The sequence below is a fragment of the Stenotrophomonas maltophilia genome (assembly GCF_025642255.1).
Lineage (GTDB): Bacteria > Pseudomonadota > Gammaproteobacteria > Xanthomonadales > Xanthomonadaceae > Stenotrophomonas > Stenotrophomonas maltophilia_P.
In genome coordinates, this window is sequence record NZ_CP106759.1 from 119,584 (window position 1) to 139,149 (window position 19,566).

The 19,566-nt window shown below is 66.5% G+C and carries 15 protein-coding genes; 6 read left to right on the forward strand and 9 right to left on the reverse strand.

From position 1 onward, the window contains the following. Window positions 1-4: 4 nt before the first annotated feature. Genes N8888_RS00480 through N8888_RS00500 form a run of 5 tightly spaced genes read right to left on the reverse strand, consistent with a single transcriptional unit; the run spans window position 5 to window position 6,359 of the window. Window positions 5-988, reverse strand: coding sequence for an AAA family ATPase (locus tag N8888_RS00480; protein WP_263176726.1), 984 nt, complete (start codon window positions 986-988; stop codon window positions 5-7). Between the two features lie 13 nt (window positions 989-1,001). After that, entirely contained in the window at window positions 1,002-1,709 is a 708-nt protein-coding gene (locus tag N8888_RS00485) for a DUF4159 domain-containing protein (RefSeq protein WP_065174125.1), read from the reverse strand. Further along, entirely contained in the window at window positions 1,709-3,043 is a 1,335-nt protein-coding gene (locus N8888_RS00490; protein ID WP_053515946.1) for a TldD/PmbA family protein, read from the reverse strand. The genes N8888_RS00485 and N8888_RS00490 overlap by 1 nt, the downstream gene beginning before the upstream one ends. Before the next feature lie 21 nt (window positions 3,044-3,064). Beyond that, window positions 3,065-4,699 carry a TldD/PmbA family protein gene (locus N8888_RS00495; protein WP_074902370.1) on the reverse strand — a complete coding sequence of 545 codons (1,635 nt, stop codon included), beginning with the start codon at window positions 4,697-4,699 and terminating at the stop codon, window positions 3,065-3,067. Window positions 4,700-4,727: 28 nt separating this feature from the next. Further along, window positions 4,728-6,359, reverse strand: a complete 1,632-nt coding sequence (locus N8888_RS00500; RefSeq protein ID WP_263176729.1) for a TldD/PmbA family protein — start codon at window positions 6,357-6,359, stop codon at window positions 4,728-4,730. 652 nt (window positions 6,360-7,011) lie between these two features. On the opposite strand from N8888_RS00500, the gene N8888_RS00505 reads away from it, so the two are divergent. Next, on the forward strand, window positions 7,012-7,626 hold the full coding sequence (locus tag N8888_RS00505; protein ID WP_263176730.1) for a DUF938 domain-containing protein: 615 nt from the start codon (window positions 7,012-7,014) through the stop codon (window positions 7,624-7,626). Here the strand turns inward: N8888_RS00505 and N8888_RS00510 are convergent, their stop codons facing one another. The 3 genes from N8888_RS00510 to N8888_RS00520 all read right to left on the reverse strand — a co-directional run bounded on the left by N8888_RS00510 (window position 7,627) and on the right by N8888_RS00520 (window position 13,225). Beyond that, window positions 7,627-8,910: a type II toxin-antitoxin system HipA family toxin gene (locus tag N8888_RS00510; RefSeq protein ID WP_263176731.1), complete on the reverse strand. Its 1,284-nt coding sequence runs from the start codon at window positions 8,908-8,910 to the stop codon at window positions 7,627-7,629. After that, window positions 8,907-9,368: a helix-turn-helix transcriptional regulator gene (locus N8888_RS00515; RefSeq protein ID WP_263176733.1), complete on the reverse strand. Its 462-nt coding sequence runs from the start codon at window positions 9,366-9,368 to the stop codon at window positions 8,907-8,909. The genes N8888_RS00510 and N8888_RS00515 overlap by 4 nt, the downstream gene beginning before the upstream one ends. A gap of 170 nt (window positions 9,369-9,538) precedes the next feature. Beyond that, complete coding sequence (locus N8888_RS00520) at window positions 9,539-13,225, reverse strand: indolepyruvate ferredoxin oxidoreductase family protein (RefSeq protein WP_053519983.1); 3,687 nt, start codon at window positions 13,223-13,225, stop codon at window positions 9,539-9,541. 172 nt (window positions 13,226-13,397) lie between these two features. Between N8888_RS00520 and N8888_RS00525 the strand changes: the two genes are divergently transcribed. Then, window positions 13,398-14,036 carry a tetratricopeptide repeat protein gene (locus N8888_RS00525; protein ID WP_065182080.1) on the forward strand — a complete coding sequence of 213 codons (639 nt, stop codon included), beginning with the start codon at window positions 13,398-13,400 and terminating at the stop codon, window positions 14,034-14,036. Window positions 14,037-14,108: 72 nt separating this feature from the next. On the opposite strand, the gene N8888_RS00530 is transcribed toward N8888_RS00525, so the two are convergent. After that, window positions 14,109-15,593 carry an AAA family ATPase gene (locus tag N8888_RS00530; RefSeq protein WP_263176737.1) on the reverse strand — a complete coding sequence of 495 codons (1,485 nt, stop codon included), beginning with the start codon at window positions 15,591-15,593 and terminating at the stop codon, window positions 14,109-14,111. Between the two features lie 123 nt (window positions 15,594-15,716). Here N8888_RS00530 and N8888_RS00535 point away from each other — a divergent pair, with 123 nt between their 5' ends. From N8888_RS00535 to N8888_RS00550, 4 genes are read left to right on the forward strand one after another with little or no spacing between them, the layout of a single operon-like run. Further along, entirely contained in the window at window positions 15,717-16,346 is a 630-nt protein-coding gene (locus tag N8888_RS00535) for a ParA family protein (protein WP_053519980.1), read from the forward strand. Window positions 16,347-16,397: 51 nt separating this feature from the next. Then, window positions 16,398-16,874 carry a SixA phosphatase family protein gene (locus N8888_RS00540; RefSeq protein WP_053519979.1) on the forward strand — a complete coding sequence of 159 codons (477 nt, stop codon included), beginning with the start codon at window positions 16,398-16,400 and terminating at the stop codon, window positions 16,872-16,874. A 4-nt stretch (window positions 16,875-16,878) separates the two neighbouring features. Continuing rightward, complete coding sequence (locus N8888_RS00545) at window positions 16,879-17,496, forward strand: YceI family protein (protein WP_164152954.1); 618 nt, start codon at window positions 16,879-16,881, stop codon at window positions 17,494-17,496. Next, entirely contained in the window at window positions 17,493-19,565 is a 2,073-nt protein-coding gene (locus N8888_RS00550; protein ID WP_065182078.1) for a phospholipase D family protein, read from the forward strand. Before N8888_RS00545 ends, N8888_RS00550 begins: the two co-directional genes overlap by 4 nt. Window position 19,566: the final 1 nt, after the last annotated feature.

Below are 19,566 nucleotides of genomic sequence, written 5' to 3' on the forward strand. Positions count from 1 at the left end.
TGGATCACCCGGGGAACGGCACGGCGTGCAGCAGAGCGGCGACCACGTCGTCGGCGCGCTTCTGTTCGGCTTCGGCGGCGAACGACAGCAGCAGGCGGTGGCGCATCACCGGTGCAGCCAGGGCCTGCACGTCCTCGCGGGTGGCGGCGAAGCGGCCCTGCAGCAACGCGCGCGCCTTGGCCGCGAGCACCAGCGATTGCCCGGCGCGTGGTCCCGCACCCCACTTCACCCACTGGTTGATCGCCGCGGGCGCTTCCGGCCCGGGTCGGCTGGCACGCACCAGCCGCGTGATCCAGGCCAGCACATCGGGGCTGACGTGCACCTGGCGCACTGCCGCCTGCAGGGCGATGACCGCAGCGGCGTCCATCACCTTCGGCACCGCCTCGCCGGCACCGCCGGTGGTCTGTTCCAGGATCTGGCGCTCCTCGGCCTCGCTGGGGTAATCGACCAGGACGTGCAGCAGGAAGCGGTCCAGCTGGGCCTCCGGCAGCGGATAGGTACCGGCCTGTTCGATCGGATTCTGCGTGGCCAGCACGAAGAACGGCGCGGGCAGCGCATAGGTGGTGCCGGCATAGCTGACGGTGCGTTCCTGCATGGCTTCCAGCAGCGCGGCCTGGGTCTTGGGCGGCGTGCGGTTGAGCTCATCCGCCAGCAGCAGATTGGTGAAGACCGGCCCCTGCTGGAAGCGGAAATGACGATGGCCGGTGCCGTGGTCTTCCTCCAGCAGCTCGGTACCCAGAATGTCGCTGGGCATCAGGTCCGGCGTGAACTGCACGCGTCGGAACTGCAGCTCCAGCGCCTGCCCCAGCGAACGCACCAGCAGGGTCTTGCCCAGGCCGGGCGCGCCTTCCAGCAGGCAGTGGCCGCCGGCCAGCAGTCCGATCAGCAGCTGCTCGACCACCGTGTGCTGGCCGACCACGGCACGGGCCAGGGCGGCGCGCAGATCGTGCAGGCGCGGCAGCAGGGAATCGAGATCAGGGCGGTTCATGGGGGGCTCTCACTCAATTGTTCAATGCGTACATCACGATGTTGACGCCGAAGCGCGTGTTGTCCTCGGCCAGGAAGCGCTTGTTGCGCCAGTCGTAATCCCACTCGCAGCCATAGTCCTTGTTGCTGTACAGCACGCCCAGGCGGCCATCGACCTCGATGCCCTTCAGATAGTCGTGCACCAGATCGTCGCCCCAGCCGTTCAACTCGAAGCTGGTGGCCGGTGGTCCATCGGGGAAGCGGAAGAAGCTGCGGTACAGCGCGTGGCTGTTGGGCAGCTTCTGCAGCGCCCTGGGCCCGAACAGGCGGCCCATCTGCGCCTCGAAGGAGGTTGCGAACAGGCCATCGATGTCATGGTTGCAGTCATCGACGAAGACGAAGCCTCCGTTGCGCACGTAGCGCACGAAGTTCTGCCGCTCGGCCGCGTTGAATTCCACCAGCGTGTGCCCGGCCAGGTAGCAGAAGGGGGCTTCCAGCATGCGTGGGTCGGCCAGTGCCACCACGTGTTCCTGCGGGTCCACGCGCAGCGAGGTGTAGTCGATCAGCGAAGTGATCAGGTTGGACGGCATGCGCGCGTCCACGTCCCAGTCGCCCGAGTCGTACTGCAGGCGGGTGAACCAGAAGTCGTAGCGCGAACTGCGCGGGCCTGCCTGTGCCCAGGCCGGAAGCGCGGCCGCCGAAGCGGCAGCAGCCAACCAGCGCAGGCAGGCCCGGCGATCCATCAGACGGCGTCGGACAACGAGGTGAAGGTGAAATCGCGCAGCTTCATCGGCGGGATCATCATCACGAAGCTCGACTCGTCGCCGGCCACGCGCACCGGCTTGCCCAGCTCTTCGATGTTGTTGAGCATGATCACCGGCGATTCGTTGAAGCGGAAGTTCTTCACCGGGTGCTTGATCTGGCCGTTCTCGATGTAGAAGGTGCCGTCACGGGTCAGGCCGGTCAGCAGCACGGTCTGCGGATCGACCATGCGGATGTACCAGGTGCGGGTGACCAGGATGCCCTTCTGGGTGCCACGCACCAGCTCGGCGGTGCTCTTCTCGCCGCCGCTCATCAGCAGGTTGCCCGGCGTGGCCTTGGCGGTCTTGCCCTGCTTCTGCGCCCAGAAGCGCGAGTAGTCCAGGTTGGCCACCTTGCCGTTCTCGATGATGGCCAGGCGCTCGCGCGGCATGCCCTCGTTGTCCCACGGCAGCACCGGCGCTTCCGGGTGCCACGGATCGGCATACATGTTCACGCGTGGGTCGTAGACCTGCTCACCGAGCTTGTTGCCGCCGCCCTTCTTCGACAGGAAGCTGCGGCCTTCGTCGGCCGAGCGCGCACTGAAGAAATTCATCATGAAGCTGATCAGGCCTGCGGCCGCGGCCGGCTCCAGGATGACCGTGTACTTGCCCGGCTCCAGCGCCTTGGCTTCGGCCGACTCGGTGGCCTTGCGCATGGCGATGCGGACATCCTGGTCGGCCTTGAAGTCCGCCGCGTCCTTCAGGTTGCGGCCGACCCAGCCCGATCCGCGGCCGTCCTCGGTACGCACGGTGCAGGTGTAGTCGAAGTTGGTGGTGCGCTGGTAACCGAAGTTGCCGTTGCTGTTGGCAGTGGCGTAGAAGCCCTGGCCATCTTCAAGGAAGCCTGCGGCAATCAGTCCGTTGCCACGGCAGGGCGCGATCGAATCGGCGGCCACCTTGGCGCGGAATGCCGGATCGATGGCGGCGGTGGACTCGCTGAAGGTCGGGCTCGGCCGGTAGGTCTGCTTGCCGATGGCGGGCATGAACTCCGGGTTCTCCGGTGCCAGGCGGGCCAGATCCTCGGCGCGGCGCACCACGCGTTCCAGTGCGGCGTCGTCGAACTCGTTGATCGAGGCGGTGCCTACGCGCTTGCCGAAGGCCACGGTAACGGCAAGCTCGGTGTTGTCCACGATGCCGCTGGTGGAAACGTTGTTCAGGGCGAAACGGATGTTGCCGGCGATCGATCCCGCCAGCACGGCGGTGCATTCATCGGCCTTGGACAGGGCGATGACCTTGTCGAGGATGGCCTTGGCCTGGGCTTCGGTGAAGATACTCATGGTGTAAGGGCTCCTGACCGGTCAGCCGAGGCTGCGTGCGGTGTTGATGACATTGATGCCGTTGAAGCGTGCGGTCGACGAGCCGTGCGAAACCGCCGAGACCTGGCCCGGCTGGCCCTTGCCGTCGAAGAACGAGCCGCCCAGGCGGTAATCGCGTTCGTCGGCCACGGCGGTGCAGGCGTTCCAGAACTCCGGCGTGCGGATCTGGTAGGCCACGTCCTCCAGCATGCGGGTGATCTGGCCGTTCTTGATCTCGTAGAACAGCTGGCCGCCGAACTGGGCGTTGTAGCGCTGCTGGTCGATCGAGAACGAGCCGTCGCCGATGATGTAGATGCCGTTCTCCACGTCCTTGATCAGGTCCGGCACGCTCAGCGGCGTCTTTCCCGGCGCCATCGACACGTTGGCCATGCGCTGGAACTGCACGCTGGACCACGAGTCGGCATAGCAGCAGCCATCGGACTCGGTCTTGCCGAGGATGTGGGCCTGGTCGCGGATGGTCTGGTAGTCGACCAGCTTGCCGTTGCTGATCAGGTCCCAGCGCTTGCACTTCACGCCTTCATCGTCGTACGCGACCGCGCCGAGGCTGCCCGGCTGGGTCTTGTCGGCGAACACGTTCACCAGCTCGCTGCCGTACTGGAAGCGCTGCTCGCGCTTGTCCAGGGTGGCGAAGCTGGTGCCGGCGTAGTTGGCCTCGTAGCCGAGCACGCGGTCCAGCTCCAGCGGATGGCCGATCGACTCGTGGATGGTCAGCCAGGTGTGCGACGGGTCCAGTACCAGGTCGTACTTGCCCGGCTTCACCGACGGCGCCTTCAGTTTCTCCTGCGCCTGCTTGGCGGCCGCGATGGCGTCCTCCTTCATGTCGTAGGAGGAACTGTAGTTGACCACGCCGTTGGGGCTGACGACCTTGCCGGCGGCGGCGCCGTCCAGATACTCGTAACCCAGGCCCATCGGCGCAGACAGGCCTTCGCGGGTGCGGAACTTGCCACTGGTCTTGTCGATGGCGGTGACGGTCATCGGTGCCCAGATGCGGTGCACGTCCTGGTCGATGTAGGAGCCATCGGTGGATGCGAAGTACTTCTGTTCATTGACCAGGAACAGCATCGAATTGACGAAGCTGGCACCGGCGCCGATCGCTGCGGCATTGACGTCCAGCAGCAGGTCGACCTTCTCCTTGATCGGCACCTCCATCGCATTCTTGCGGATCGGCGTGCGCCAGCTGACCTCGCCCACGCCGGGCGTGCTGGCCAGCTGCACCGGCGCGCTCTGCACGCCAGCGTTGGCCTTGGCGATGGCCGCAGCCTGCTGGGCGGCCCTGGCCACGTCGGCAGTGCCCAATGCGTTGGTGGCGGCGAAGCCCCAGGCACCGTTGACGATCACGCGGATGCCCACACCGGTGGACTCGGTGTTCACCACGTTCTGCACCTTGTCTTCGCGGGTGATCACGAACTGCCGCAGATAGCGGCCGATGCGCACGTCGCAGTAGGTGGCGCCGGCACTGCGGGCGGCCTGCAGGGCAGCATCGGCCAGGCGCTTCTTCAGCGCGGGGTCAAGGCTGGACTGCAGCTGCTCGGCGGCGATCACTTTGCCGAAGAAGGACGGCACGATCAGGCCGCCCGCGGTAAGGCCGGTCAGGGCCAGGAAGTCACGTCTGTGCAAGGCTGCTCTCCATGAACGATGGGGTGGCTCAAGCGCCGAGACTGCGCGCGGTGTTGATGATGTTGATGCCGTTGAAGCGGGTGGTGGACGAACCGTGCGACACCGCCGAGACCTGGCCCGGCTGGCCCTTGCCGTCGAAGAACGAGCCGCCAAGCCGGAAGTCGCGTTCGTCGCAGATGGCCGTACAGGCGTTCCAGAACTCCGGCGTGCGGATCTGGTAGGCCGCGTCCTCGACCATGCCGGCGATCTTTCCGTCCTTGATCTGGTAGTACAGCTGGCCGCCGAACTGCGCGTTGTAGCGCTGCTGGTCGATGGAATAGGAACCACGGCCGTGGATGTAGATGCCGTTCTCCACGTCCTTGATCATGTCCTCCACACTCAGTGGCTGCCTGCCCGGCGCCAGTGAGACATTGGCCATGCGCTGGAACTGCACGCTGGACCAGGAATCGGCGTAGCTGCAGCCATGCGACGCATCGCGGCCGAGGATGTGTGCCTCATCGCGCGTGGCCTGGTAATCGACCAGGATGCCGTCGCGGACCAGGTCCCAGCGCAGCGTCTTGACGCCCTCGTCGTCATAGCCGACGGCACCGAGGCTGCCCGGTTGGGTCTTGTCGGCAAAGAAGTTGACGATGTCGCTGCCCCAGCGGAAGCCCGCATCGCGCTTGTCCAGCGTGGCGAAGCTGGTGCCGGCGTAGTTGGCCTCGTAGCCCAGCACGCGGTCCAGCTCCAACGGATGGCCGACGTTCTCGTGGATGGTCAGGAACAGGTTGGAGGGATCCAGTACCAGATCGTACTTGCCGGGCTTCACCGACGGCGCCTTCAGCTTCTCGCGCGCATGCCGCGCCGCTGCGATCGCATCTTCAACCGGATCGTAGGAGTCGCGGTAGGCGGTGATGCCGCCGGGCAGCTGCACCTTGCCGCGCGCGTCGCCATCGAGGAACTCGTAGCCCATGCCCATCGGCGAGGACAGACCGGCGCGGGTGCGGAACTTGCCGGTGGCCTTGTCGATGGCGGTGGCCGTGAAGGGCAGCCAGATGCGGTGGATGTCCTGGTCGATGAACGAGCCGTCGCTGGAGGCGAAGTACTTCTGCTCGTTGACCAGGAACAGGGTGGAATTGATGTAGTCGGCACCGGCGTTCATCGCCGCCGCATTCAGGCTCAGCAGCAGGTCGACCTTGTCCTGGATCGGCACTGCCATCGCGTTCTTGCGGATCGGGGTCTTCCAGCTCACATCGCCGACGCCGGTGACCGGTGCCAGCTGCACCGGCCGGCTCTGCAGGGGGGCGTTGGCGCGTGCGATGGCGGCGGCCTGCCCGACGGCGGCCAGGACCGCGGCGGGGGTCTGCTCGCGGGTGGCGGCGAAGCCCCATGCACCGTTGACGATGACCCGGATGCCGATGCCGGACGACTCGCTGTTGGTGACGTTCTGCACCCGCGCTTCGCGGGTGATCACGGCCTGGTTGAGGTAGCGGCCGATGCGCACATCGCAGTAGGTCGCCCCGGCCCGCTTGGCAGCGGCCAGCGCGGCCTCGGCCAGCACCTTCCTGCGGGCCATGTCGCCCGGTTCGAGCAGCTGCTCGGCGGCGATCAACCGCGCGTGCGGCAGCAGCAGGCCGGCCATGCCCAGACCGGATAAAGCCAGGAACTCACGTCGTTGCACAGCGCTCTCTCTCACTCGCGTGCGGCCGGCAACGGGCCAAGCCGATCACGTCAACTGCTCGACTTTCGCCAGCGGAGGGCAATCAGCACAAGTGACTGCAGTCATGGGTGGGGCGCGGCAGGGCTTGCCGCCCTGCACCTGCTGGAATCAACGTCAACGTCAAAAGCGGGCATTCCGTGGGATGGCGGGGTGCTGTGGGTTTGCGGGGGCGCCGTAAACCCGTCCATGGGGGCTTGGTCGCCGCATCCATGCGGCTCACACCCCGCAAACCCACAGCGCCCCACCTTCGACAGTTGGCCGGCGGCCAGCAGATCCACGCCATGCGTGGACGAAAGCTGTTGGATATCGAATCAAATTCCGGGGTCAGATCCGTTTTCCTGTGGAAAACGGATCTGACCCCAAGAGTATTTCCGACAGATCGCGGCCAACTGTCGAAGGCGGGGTGGGTCCGGTTGCGGGGGCGTGAGCGCCATGGATGGCGCGACCGAGGCTACAGGGACGTATTCACGCCGTCCCCCGCAACCGGACCCACCCCGCCAACCCACGGATAGTCCGCTTTTGACGTTGATGTTGCTTCGGTGGGTGCAGGGCGCAGCCCTGCCGGACACCCTCCCTCGTGCACAATGGCCCGACCCCGTCCGGTGCCGTCCCGATGTCGAGCAAGCCGTATTCAGAAGCCTGCGAACGCAACCGCGAACCGATCGCTGCCGCGCTCGATCCGTGGATGGGCGACCGCCACCGGGTACTGGAGATCGGCAGCGGCACCGGCCAGCACGCCGTGTTCTTCGCCGAACGCTGGCCCTGGCTGCGCTGGCAGCCCAGCGACCACCCGGACCATCTGCCGGGTATCGAGGCGTGGCGCGCCGAGGCGGCACTGCTGAACCTGCTGCCGCCGGTGGCGCTGCAGGTGGAACTGCCACCGGCAGCAGGGCTGCCGGTGCCCGAGGGCAGCCTGTTCGACGCCGCATTCAGTGCCAATACGCTGCACATCATGAGCTGGGCGCACGTGCAGGCGCTGTTTGCCGCGTTGCCGTCGGTGCTGCGACATGGCGCACTGCTGGCGGTGTATGGCCCTTTCAACTACGGCGGCCGCTACACCAGTGACAGCAACGCGCAGTTCGATGCCTGGCTGAAGGCGCGGGATCCGCGCAGCGGCATCCGCGATGCGGAGGCCGTGCAGGCGCTGGCCGCGGAAAGCGGCTTCACCCGCCTGCGCGATGTGGCGATGCCGGCCAACAACCGCCTGTTGGTGTGGCGGCTGGGGTGATCAGGTGGCTGCTGCCTGGACTTTCCGGATGAATCTTTCACAGGAAATGTGGATCTGTTCGACCAGGCGATGAAGAATCTCATGGGCGGTGCCTTGCTGCTCCATCAACTGATGAACGTCGCTGGCCTCCGCAGGTAGCTGGTATGCCATCAACGTCATTCGCTTCAGACAATCGGACGGATCCAGTCGCAGTTGTTCCGAGAGGGTCACCCAGTCATTCAAGCGTATGTCCCACCAGTTGTAGTGGCTGCCGATGCGCATGGCCATCCGGATTGCCCTGACATCGAGTTCCGGGTAGGCAAGCGCGCTTGAAATGTCATACAGCGGCGCGAGCCTTGTGTGGCCTCCACTGTCGATCAACAGGGAGTAGTTCTTCGCGTGGGCGTCGGTGCCACCAATGAAGTAGTTGAACGCCAGCGCGTCGAACAGGCGCTGTACGTCTTCCGTGGGATTGCCTGAGTGCTGCCACAGAACATTTCCGAGATCTGCCGGCCCCGGTCCACCTTGATTCTGATACTTCAGGTGGGGGCGAATACCAAGGGCTTGGCAGAAGTCCTCTTGGTGCAGGCGGAACCACTGACCATCGACCTGATAGCGGTCGTAACGTTCCACGCATATTGCCGACTCCGTGCCTATCTGAAGGCGGCTGCTGTTGGCAGTAGAGAGATCCATTTCCCTGGCCAATGCGAGGCAGAACATTTCGTTCTCCACGTATCCTCTGAAGTCGCCGCTAGGCGGTTTGAGAATATGTGTGGTTGGAATGCGCCCGGATGGGAGAGCCCATCCCTGTTCCGTATGCAGTAGCGCGATCTTTGCTTGGGCGCCTGCAAGGCTGAACTGGCCGAGATCGTCCGGCCTGCGAGTGGCTCCCACGTCTTGCCGGACTCGCTGCAGTCTCGCGGCGACGTCCTCGTCCGACAGTGGAGTTATTGCGTCGAGCGCGCCGGAAGCAACCAGATCAAGGCGGTCGTCGGTGATGAACTGCATTGCTCCGGCGCACTCTTCACCGACATGTGAAAGTATGCCGAGTGGATTGCGTGCAGAAACCTGGAAGGCGGAGGCCCACCGATCCAATGTGGCTTCATTGTCTGGCAGCAGGCCCCACAGAACAGCCGATACCGTCTGTGTGGGATGGACCTGCTGAGCCAGAGGAAGGCTCAGCGACAATGGCACCGCGTCCAATGAGGCAACCCATGATGGAGCATACGTGAGTTCGGGATGCCCATGGGTGTTTTGCTCCACGATCCCGACATTGCTGGCACCCATCAGCAGGTTGAGTTTCATTTTCTCTGCTTGCTCGGTGGTGGTGGCGTTGACTGCTCTCGTATGGCGGCAGAACGTTTTGATGCGGAACTCAACTCGTATTTGATCTCATCCATAATCCGGCTGAAATCCACTCCAGCGCCTACAGAACGGTTCGCACGCCGTGTTCCGGCTGCGGGAGGCGAAGTTGAGTGTGATGAACCTCGGTGGGACGCTACCACCGCGTCGATACTGGGGGCTTTGTGCGTAGAGGGAATGCGATCCGCAGTGGGTGCATCTGCGCTGAGCCTCAAGCCGAGGACATTCATTACCCGCAGTACCAGATGCATTTCGGCACGAGGCTTGCCCTTCTCGATATCAATGATCCACTGGCGGCTCACCCCCGCACGTTCGGCCAGTCCCGCTTGATCCCAGCCAAGCGCCCTGCGACGTTGACGGATGGTGAGTCCTAGATCGTCGGTCGTCTTTAGAAGTGCCATGTGCTCAATGTATGCGTATGACTACTTTTAGGCAATGGTCAATGAACGCTGACATTAATTTGACATCAATGCGTTAGATCACATTGACGTCAGAAAAGTCTACGTTCGATTACACCCTGTCAAATGTAATCGATCGTTGACATGCAACGTGATGTCTGCGTTCGCTTGCTTTACGCCACCTGCACGATATGCAGCGCCTTCGGGTTGCGCCACTGCGCCAGCAGCGCAGCTTCCCGCGCCTTGGCGCTCTCCACATGCGCTTCCTTGACGTGGCCGAAGCCGCGGATGTGCTCGGGGATGCTGGCGATCTCCACGGCCAACGCCAGGCGACCGTCATCCAGCCCGTCCAGCAGCAGCTGCACGGTGGCTTCGTAGTCGCCGATCAGCTTGCGCTCCATGCGGCGCTCGGCAGTGCGGCCGAACACATCGAAGGCACCGCCCCGCAGGAACTTCAGCTTCGCCAGCAGGCCGAACGCCTTGAACATCCACGGGCCGTACTCCTTTTTCTGCAGCCGGCCCTGTTCATCCTTCTTCGCGAACAGCGGCGGTGCCAGATGGAAGCGCAGCTGGTAGTCACCTTCGAACTGCTGCTGCAGCCGGCGCTGGAAATCACCGCTGGTGTACAGGCGGGCGACTTCGTATTCGTCCTTGTAGGCCATCAGCTTGAACAGATAGCGGGCCACGGTCTCGGTCAGCGCGGTCGAGCCGCCGATGCGCTCGCGTTCGGCGGCGCGCACGCGTTCGACCACGCTGCGGTAGCGATCGGCGTAGGCGGCGTCCTGGTAGTCGACCAGGAACGCGGCGCGGCGTTCGATCATTTCATCCAGCGAGCGCGAAAGGCGCGCGTCGTCCAGCGGCAGGAAGGCAACCTCGCCGCCATGCGAGGGCAGGCCACGCAGTTCGCGTTCGTCGCCGGTGTTGCGTGGCGCAGCGGTGGCACCCCACTCGTTGCCTTCCCATTCGCCCGGTGGCAGCGGATGCAGCGGGCCGGGCGTGGATTCGGTATCGGTATGGCGGTTGCGCACCAGGCCGGCGGCCTCCTGCACGGCCTGCGGATCGATCGCCGCCAGCCGGCCCCAGGCGAAGGCCTGCTGGTTCATTGCCACCGCCGCGCCGTTGAGCTCGATGGCACGCATCAGCGATTCGAACGACAGCGGCACCAGGCCCTGCTGCCAGGCGTAGCCGAGGATGAACAGGTTCGCGGCGATCGCATCGCCCAGCAGCGCCGTGGCCAGCTGGGTGGCATCGAGCAGCAGCGGCTCATCGCCGCCCAGCGCCACGCGCACGCCGGCGATGATGTCGGCCGCCGGGAACTGCATGTCGGGACGGGTGGTGAACGTGCCCGGCATCGCTTCGTAGGTGTTGAGCACGACCTGCGAGCGGCCTGCGCGCACCTTCGACAGTGCCCAGTAATCGTTGACCACCACCATGTCGCAGCCCAGTACGAGGTCGGCCTCACCGGCGGCGATGCGCACGGCGTGGATGTCCTCCGGCCGGCGTGCGATGCGGATGTGGGTGGTCACCGCGCCGCCCTTCTGCGCCAGGCCGGTCTGGTCGAGCACCGTGGCGCCCTTGCCCTCCAAATGGCCGGCCATGCCCAGCAACGCGCCGATGGTGACCACGCCGGTACCGCCCACGCCGGTGATGAGGATGTTCCAGGGCTGCTCCAGGCTGCCGCGCACCGTCGGCGCCGGCAGGTTGTCCAGCAGGGACGATGCATCGCGCCGGCTGCCCTTTCGCGGCTTCCCGCCATGCACCGTGACGAAACTCGGGCAGAAGCCATTCACGCACGAGTAGTCCTTGTTGCAGTTGGACTGGTCGATCTCGCGCTTGCGCCCGAACTCGGTTTCCTTCGGCAGCACCGATACGCAGAAGCTCTTCTTGCCACAATCGCCGCAGCCCTCGCAGACCAGCGAGTTGATCATCACGCGCTTGGCCGGATCTTCCAGCTTGCCGCGCTTGCGGCGCCGCCGCTTCTCGGTGGCGCAGGTCTGTTCGTAGATCAGGATCGAGACCCCCTTCACCTCGCGCAGGCGCTTCTGCACCTCGTCCAGCGCGCTGCGGTCGTGGAACTCGACGTCACTGGGGAAATGCTCGCGCTGGCGGGTCCACTTGGCGATGTCGTCGGACAGCACCACGATGGTGTGGATGCCTTCGGCGCGCATCTGCCGGGCGATATCCGGCACGCTGAGCGGGCCATCCACCGGCTGGCCACCGGTCATCGCCACCGCATCGTTGTAGAGGATCTTGTAGGTGATGTTGACGCCGGCCGCGATCGCCTGGCGGATCGCCAGCGAGCCGCTGTGGAAATAGGTGCCGTCGCCCAGATTCTGGAACACGTGCGGGGTATCGGTGAACGGCGCCTGCCCTGCCCAGGTCACGCCTTCGCCACCCATGTGGGTGAACGTGTCGGTGCTGCGGTCCATCCAGGTCACCATGTAATGGCAACCGATGCCGGCCAACGCACGTGAACCGTCCGGCACCGTGGTGGAGGTGTTGTGCGGGCAGCCCGAGCAGTAGTGCGGTACGCGCGGGAAGCTGGCGCGCGGCAACGCGAGCTCGGCCTCCTTCTGCTGCATCCACTGCAGGCGCTGTTCGATCGACTCGTTGTTGAAGAACCGCTGGATGCGCCGGCCGATCACGCCGGCAATGGTGGCCGGGGTCAGCTCGCCGGTGGACGGCAGGATCCATTCACCGGCTTCGTCGTACTTGCCGACGATGGACGGGCGCGGGCCCCAGCTGGCCGGCCAGTTGAAGAACTGCTCCTTCATCTGCCGCTCGATGAAGGCGCGCTTCTCCTCCACCACGATGATGTCGTCCAGGCCCTGCGCGAAGCGGGCGATGCCTTCCGGCTCCAGCGGCCAGGTCATGCCGACCTTGTAGACGCGGATGCCGATGTCGGCGCAGGCGGCCTCGTCCAGGCCCAGGTACTCCAGTGCCTGCAGCACATCCAGGTAGCTCTTGCCGGTGGTGACGATGCCCAGCCGTGCACGCGGCGCGTCCATCACCACCCGGTCGATGCCGTTGGCGCGGGCGAAGGCCTGCGCCGCCTTCACGGCATAGCGGTGCAGGCGCATCTCCTGGTCCAGCGGCGGGTCCGGCCAACGGATGTTGAGGCCGCCGGCCGGCATCGGGAAGTCGTCCGGCAGCACGATGCGACGCGCCAGCGGATCCACGTCGACCGATGCCGACGATTCCACCGTCTCGGCGATGGTCTTGAAGCCGACCCAGCGCCCGGTATACCGGCTCATCGCCCAGCCGAGCAGGCCCATGTCGAGAATGTCCTGCACGCCCGCCGGATTCAGCACCGGCATCATCGCGCTGACGAATTCATCCTCGCTGCCGTGCGGCAGGGTGGAGCTGCGGCAGGCATGGTCATCGGCCGCCAGCGCCAGCACGCCGCCATGACGGGACGTGCCTGCCGCATTGGCGTGCTTGAAGACGTCGCCGCAGCGGTCCACGCCCGGGCCCTTGCCGTACCACATGCCGAACACGCCCTGTACGTTGGCGCCGGGGAACAGGTTGGTCTGCTGGGTGCCCCAGACCATGGTGGCGCCCAGGTCCTCGTTCAGGCCCGGGGTGAACTTCACCCGCGCGGCCTCCAGGTGCGTGCGGGCGCGCCACAGCTCCAGATCGAAGCCGCCCAGGGGGCTGCCGCGGTAGCCGCTGATGAACCCCGCGCTGTCGATGCCTTCGGCGGCATCCCGCAGCCGCTGCATCAGCGGCAGCCGCACCAGCGCCTGCACCCCGCTCAGGTAGATCCGTCCCTCGTTGCGGGTGTACTTGTGATCGAGCGTGTAATCACGGTCGATCAGGTCGGCGGAAGAGGGCGAGGTGAGTTGCGCGGTACTGGTCATGGCTGGCCCGGTCAGGATCGGCTGGCACCGGCCGCGTGCAGGCACGCGACGGGGAAGGCGCGAATTGTAGCAGTGAGGCCGCGCAGGCCCCGGCACTCGCGCCGGCGGCCATGCTGCGGTTAGGATCGGGAGGAGAGAGAGGGGCTGCGGTCGCAGCCCGGGGGAAGAAGGAATGTCAGTGGCAGTAAAGATCCTGACCGGCATCCTGCTGGTCTCGGGGGCGGCCTCCGCGTGGGCGGCGCCGGTATTGCCGGCACCACAGGAGTTCTATTTCGACAACGATGCCGCGGCTGCGCCGATGGTGGTCGTGCAGCAGTCGCAGGGCGATGCTCTGGTGGCGCAGCTGCTCAAGCAGCGCGAGCGTGGCCGGCGCGTGGTGGAAGCGACCGTGCAGCTGGCCTCGGTGGCGATCGCGCAGGGCCGTACCGAACTTGGCGAGCAGCTGTACCGCGAAGCATTGAAGGATGCCCCGGTGCAGAGCAGCGTCGGTCGCGGCGTACGCTGGAACTATGGTTGGGACCTGCTGCGGCAGGGGCAGCCGGAGGCCGCGCTGGAGCAGTGGCAGGCCGCCGCCGGCAGTACGCTCAGCAAGCCGAGCTGGTTGCCGCCAAGCTACGCGTTGGCACTGTGGCGCCTGGGGCAGAAGGAGCAGGCAGTGCAGTGGTACGCCGCTGCCGTGCGCACCGAACCGTCGCAGTGGAGCGACAGCAGCCGCTACGCGCAGCTGCTGCCGCAGTGGCGCGAGGACGAGCGCGCGTCGCTGGCCGAAGTACAGCAGGCCTGGGCTGCCGCGCCGCCGGCCTGGCCCTGAGGGCAGGCGTGGTGCCGGGGTGCACCCGGCACCTGCAGAGGGCAACAGCCTGCGGCGCGGGTGGCAGACCGCTCAGTCGTCCGCAGACACCGTGCGACCGGACGCCCACTCGCGCAACGCCGTCACCTGCTCGGCCATCAGCACCGACAAGGGCCGTGTCGCCCGGATCTCGCCCATCAGCGTTTCCGTATCCAGCGGCCGGTTCTCGGCATGGGCCGCATACAGCCCGGCCACGATGGCCTGCTCGATCTCCGCACCGGAGAACCCGTTGGACGCTGCGGCAAGCGCCGGCAGCGCGAAGTCGTCCGCAGTGAGCTGGCGTCGCCCCAGGTGCAGGCGCAGCAGTTCCACCCGCACCTCGGGCGAGGGCAGGTCGACGAAGAAGATCTCGTCAAAGCGCCCCTTGCGCAGCAGCTCCGCGGGCAGCTCATGCACCTGGTTGGCGGTAGCGACGATGAACACCGGCGCCTTGCGTTCGGCCATCCAGGTCAGCAGGTAGCCAAGCACGCGGCGCGATACCCCACCGTCGTCGCCACCACTGGCCAGGCCCTTCTCGATCTCGTCCATCCACAGCACGCAGGGCGCCAGCTGCTCGGCCGAGGCCAGGGCCTGGCGCAGGTTGGACTCGGTCTCGCCGTGGTACTTGTTGTACAGCGCGCCCACGTCCAGGCGCAGCAGCGGTACGCCGAACCCGGCGGCGGTGGCCTTGGCCAGCATCGACTTGCCGCAGCCCTGCACGCCCAGCAACAGCATGCCGCGCGGTGGATCCAGCCCTGCCGGTGCCGAGCCGGCGATGAACGCGACACGGCGCTGGTTGATCCAGCGCTTGAGCCGGTTGGCGCCGGCCACGTCGCCGAAGCGCGCGCTGTCATGCTCGAAGAACAGGTGGCCGCTGCGGTTGAGCAGCTCGAACTTCAGCCGCGCCAGCTGCGGCAGGTCGTCGTCGCGCAGCGCACCGTCGGCGTAGATGAGCTGCCGGGCGATGCGCCGGGCGTCGACCAGGCTCAGGCCCTGCAGGTTCTTCAGGATCTTCTTCACCGCCTCGCTGTCGACCTCCACGCGGCGGCCACCGTGCTCGCGTGCATAGGCATCGGCCTCTTCGCGCAGCATCTTCAGCAGCGCATTGGCGTCGGGCAGGCGCGGGTTGAAGCGCACCGCCAGGGCTTCCAGTTCGGCCGGCAGCTCGACCTTGGCGCCGATCAGCACCAGCACATGGGGTTCGCTGTGGCGGCGCTGGATCAGGTCGCGCAGCGCGCGCTGGTGGCTGGCATAGCCCAGATAGGGATGGAAATCGAGCAGCAGGTACACCCCGCGCTGGTCGGCCTGGCGGATCATCTGCAGCGCCGCGCTGGCATCGGGCGGTCCGACCGGCGCATCCTCGCTGTCCAGATCGATGCGGCGCAGGCCCTCGGTGATCGACCAGCGGTGCAGGGCCCGCCATACATGCATCAGTGTCTGCCGGAACAACTCGACGATGCGGCCCTCGTCCTGGGTCTCCACCACGATCAGGGGGGTATTGGCGCGGATCAGCGCGCTCAGGTCCTGCAGTTCGCTCATGCGGGTTCGATCCTTCGGGGGCGTCACCATAGCAAAGCCGATGCCGACAGGTTCAGCGCGGCTCTACCTCCCGTCACCATCGCCGGTGTACGCTCGGGGCACGTACCCGGAAGCGAGGCTGGCATGAAGACGATCCTGGTGGCCGGTTCCAAGGGCGGGGTGGGCAAGACCACCGTCGCCACCCACCTGGCCGCGTACGCGGCATTGCAGGGCAAGGCCACGGTGATCGCCGATGCCGACCCGCAGGGCTCCAGCACCCGCTGGGCACAGCGCCGCGCCGGCCTGGAAAGCGCGGTGCTGCCGATCGACGTGTACCGGAAGAAGCAATGGGCGCAGAAGCTGCCCGATGGCACCGAGACCGTCATCATCGATGCGCCTGCCGGCGCGTTGGCCGACGATATCCCCCATTTCCTTGATGCCGCCGATGCGGTGGTGGTGCCGGTGCTGCCCTCGGCGCTGGACATCGAAGCCATCGTCGGCTTCCTCAACAGCCTGGCCCAGGTGCCGCGCGTGCACAGCCGCAAGCTGCCGGTGGGGCTGGTGCTCAACCGCACCAAGCCCTGGACCCAGACCTCGCAGCAGGCGCTGCAGATGCTGGCCGAATGGCCGTACCCGGTGGTCGCACAGCTGCGCGACAGCCAGAGCTACGTGGTCATGACCGGCCTGGGCCGCAGCCTGTTCGACTATCGCTCCGCCCAGGTGCGCGAGCACCAGGCCGACTGGGAACCTCTGCTGTCCTGGCTGAAGCTGTGACCGTTCACGCCTGGGCCCTTGCTCCACTCCCCGATTCCATGGATATCCGCGATGCGTGAACTGATCCTGCTGCGCCATGCCCACGCCGAACCGGCCACCCCGGGCCAGGCCGACCTCGACCGGCCCCTGTCGCCGGTCGGGCTTGCCGAAGCCGAAGCCGCCGGCCGCTGGCTGAAGGAGAACAAGCTGCTGCCGGATTGCGTGCTGTGCTCGCCTTCGCGGCGGACCCGCGAAACCCTGGAAGCGGTGATGGCGGCCATCGGCTATGTCGAAAAGCGCCTGGAAGACCGCATCTACGAAGCCACCCCGGGCACCCTGGCGGCACTGGTGGATGAACGCCGCGATCTCGACCGCGTGCTGGTCGTGGGCCACAACCCCGGCCTGGAACGGCTGGTGGCCCTGATGACCGAAGGCAGCAGCAGCGATTACCGCGGCATGCCGCCGGCCGGCATCGCGGTGCTCGGCTTCCCGCGCGAAGCGGCGATCGAGCCGGGCGTGGCCAGCCTGAACGCCTTCTGGTGGCCGTGAGCCGATGAGCCTGCGGTGGCCCGGCCGCTGCCTGTTGCCCCTGCTGCTGGCACTCGCCCCGGCCTGGGCGGGCGTGCCCCAGCCAACCACGTTGCCTCCGGTGCGCGCCGATGGCCCCCGCGTGCTGCTGCTCGACAGCCAGCATTCGCGCATCGGCTTCGAAGTACGCACCCGCTTCGGGCAGCGCATCGAGGGGGTGTTCCCGCAGTTCGAGGGGCGCATCGAGGTGCTCTCCGACGGCCGCCACCAGGTGCACCTGAAGATGTTCACCCGGTCGGTGGAGATTCCCGGCAAGGCCCGCTACACCGGCTGGATGCGGGGCGAGGAGTTCTTCGACGCCGGGCGGCACCCCATGGTGGAGTTCGATTCGCTGCCCTACTGGCCCGACACGGTGGCCGAAGGCGGCGACATCGAAGGCCGTCTGACCCTGCGCGGGGTCAGCCATCCTGAATCGCTGCGGGTCGAGAAGGCGCAGTGCGCCCGACCCGGCTATGATTGCGACGTCGTCAGCCGCGGTACCGTGCAACGAGGCCGGTATGGCATGGACAGCTGGCAGCTTGCCTTGAGTGACCGAGTGACCTTCGTATTGCGAGCGCGCCTGAGCGAGGCGCCGAAACCGTGAACCTGCTGCTGCGGGTGCTGGCGCTGGCAACGGTGTTGCTTGGCAGTGGCTGTGCGTCGCTGTCGCACGCCGAGCGCGACCGTGCCGAAGCGATTGCCGTGCAGGCGCGCTCCACCGAGGTCGAGTGCCAGCGTGCCGACCGCTGCGCGCAGGAGTCGCCGCTGCGCGCGCTCGCCGGCCGCGCATTCAGCGAGTCCACCGAAACCCGTCCCCGTCATTACGCCACCCTGCTGGACGAGGGGGAGGGCGCACTGGTCGCGCGCCTGAACCTGTTGCGCAGTGCCACCCGCAGCATCGATCTGCAGACCTATATCTTCGACAAGGACGACAGTGCCCGGCTGGTCATCGATGAACTGCTCGCCGCCTCGAAGCGGGGAGTGAAGGTGCGGCTGCTGATCGACCAGCTCTCGGCCATCTCCGACCTGCAGATTCTCGGCGCCCTGTCCGGCGCCCACGAGAACTTCCAGCTGCGGGTGTACAACCCCACCTTCGGCAAGGCGCGGCTGAACTACTTCGACTATGCCGGCAGCGTGCTGTGCTGTTTCCGCCGCTTCAACCAGCGCATGCACAACAAGCTGCTGGTGATTGATGACGCAATCGGCGTGGTTGGCGGCCGCAACTACCAGGACGACTATTACGACTGGGACCGCGAGTACAACTTCCGCGATCGCGACGTATTGATCGCCGGCCCGGAAGTGCGCGAGATGGCGGCCAACTTCGATGCATTCTGGCGCGCCCGCCGCAGCGTGCCGGCCGAACGCCTGAACGACGTCGGACGTACGCTGCTGCGCGAGGGCGTGCCGGCCCTGCCGCCCGCCACCTTCCGCCGTCCCGAGCGGGTGCAGCGGGTCAGCGCGGAGGCCAACGACATGGACTTCGTCACCCGCTCCTTCGTCGACACCGCGTTGCCGGTGGCGTCGGTGCGCTACGTCGCCGACCTGCCGCGAAAGCATCGGCGCGAAAAGGTCGATGCGCCGCTGGCCAGCCAGCACGTCACCGAGCCACAGCTCGACGCACTGATCGCCAGCGCGCAGCACGAAGTGATCCTGCAGACGCCGTACCTGGTGCTGTCCAAACCCGCGCAGACATTGTTCCGCGATCTGCGCAAGCGTCCGCAGCCGCCGCGCGTGCTGGTGTCCACCAACAGTCTGGCGGCCACCGACAACCCGATCGTCTACGCGCTGTCGTACAAGTACAAGCGGCGCAACATGCGTGAGCTGGGCTTCAACATCTTCGAATACAAGCCGTTCCCGCTCGATGCGCCGGTCGACTACCGCAACCTGCTGCCGGACCCGATCGAGGCGCCGCCGGGCCAGGACAGTGGCGGACGCAATCCGTTGATCGGCGGCAGCGCTGCCGGCAGCAATGCCCGCAGCGGCGGCACGTCCACCGCCACCGACGCCACCGCCACCACGAGTGGCGCCGACGAAGCGCCGGCGGTTTTCCGCCCCCGCACCGGCAGCGCCTACGAGAATGCGCGGGCGCGCCGCCGCGCCGCCGGCAGTGAAGTGGAAACGCGTCTGCTGCGCACCGAGACGCGGCCCTCGTTCCTGGGCAGCAAGGCGGTCAACAAGCCGCTGCCCGTGACCCGCAAGGGTGCGCGCATGGGGTTGCACGCGAAGTCGCTGGTGGTCGACCGCCGTATCGGCGTGGTCGGCACCCACAACTTCGATCCACGCAGCGAGAACTACAACACCGAAGGTGCGGTGATCATCGACGATCCGGTGTTCGCCGAGCAGCTGGCGCAGAGCATCCTGCGCGACATCCACCCGCAGAACTCCTGGACGGTTGCGCCACGCGCCAAGCCGCCGGTGCTGTCCGGGCTCAACTACAGCGTCGGCAAGGCCTCCGAGGCGCTGCCGATCCTCGATTTCTGGCCGTGGCGCTACGCCACCGACTACGAGTTCAAGCCGGGTCCGGACTGCCCGCAGCCGCTGCCCCGGCAGAGCCCGGACTTCCACCAGTGCTACGTCGCCGTGGGTGACTTCCCTGAAGTCAACGTCGGACCAAAGTGGCTGCTGGTGCGCATGCTGACCGCATTCGGCGCCGGCCTCGTCCCCATCCTCTGAA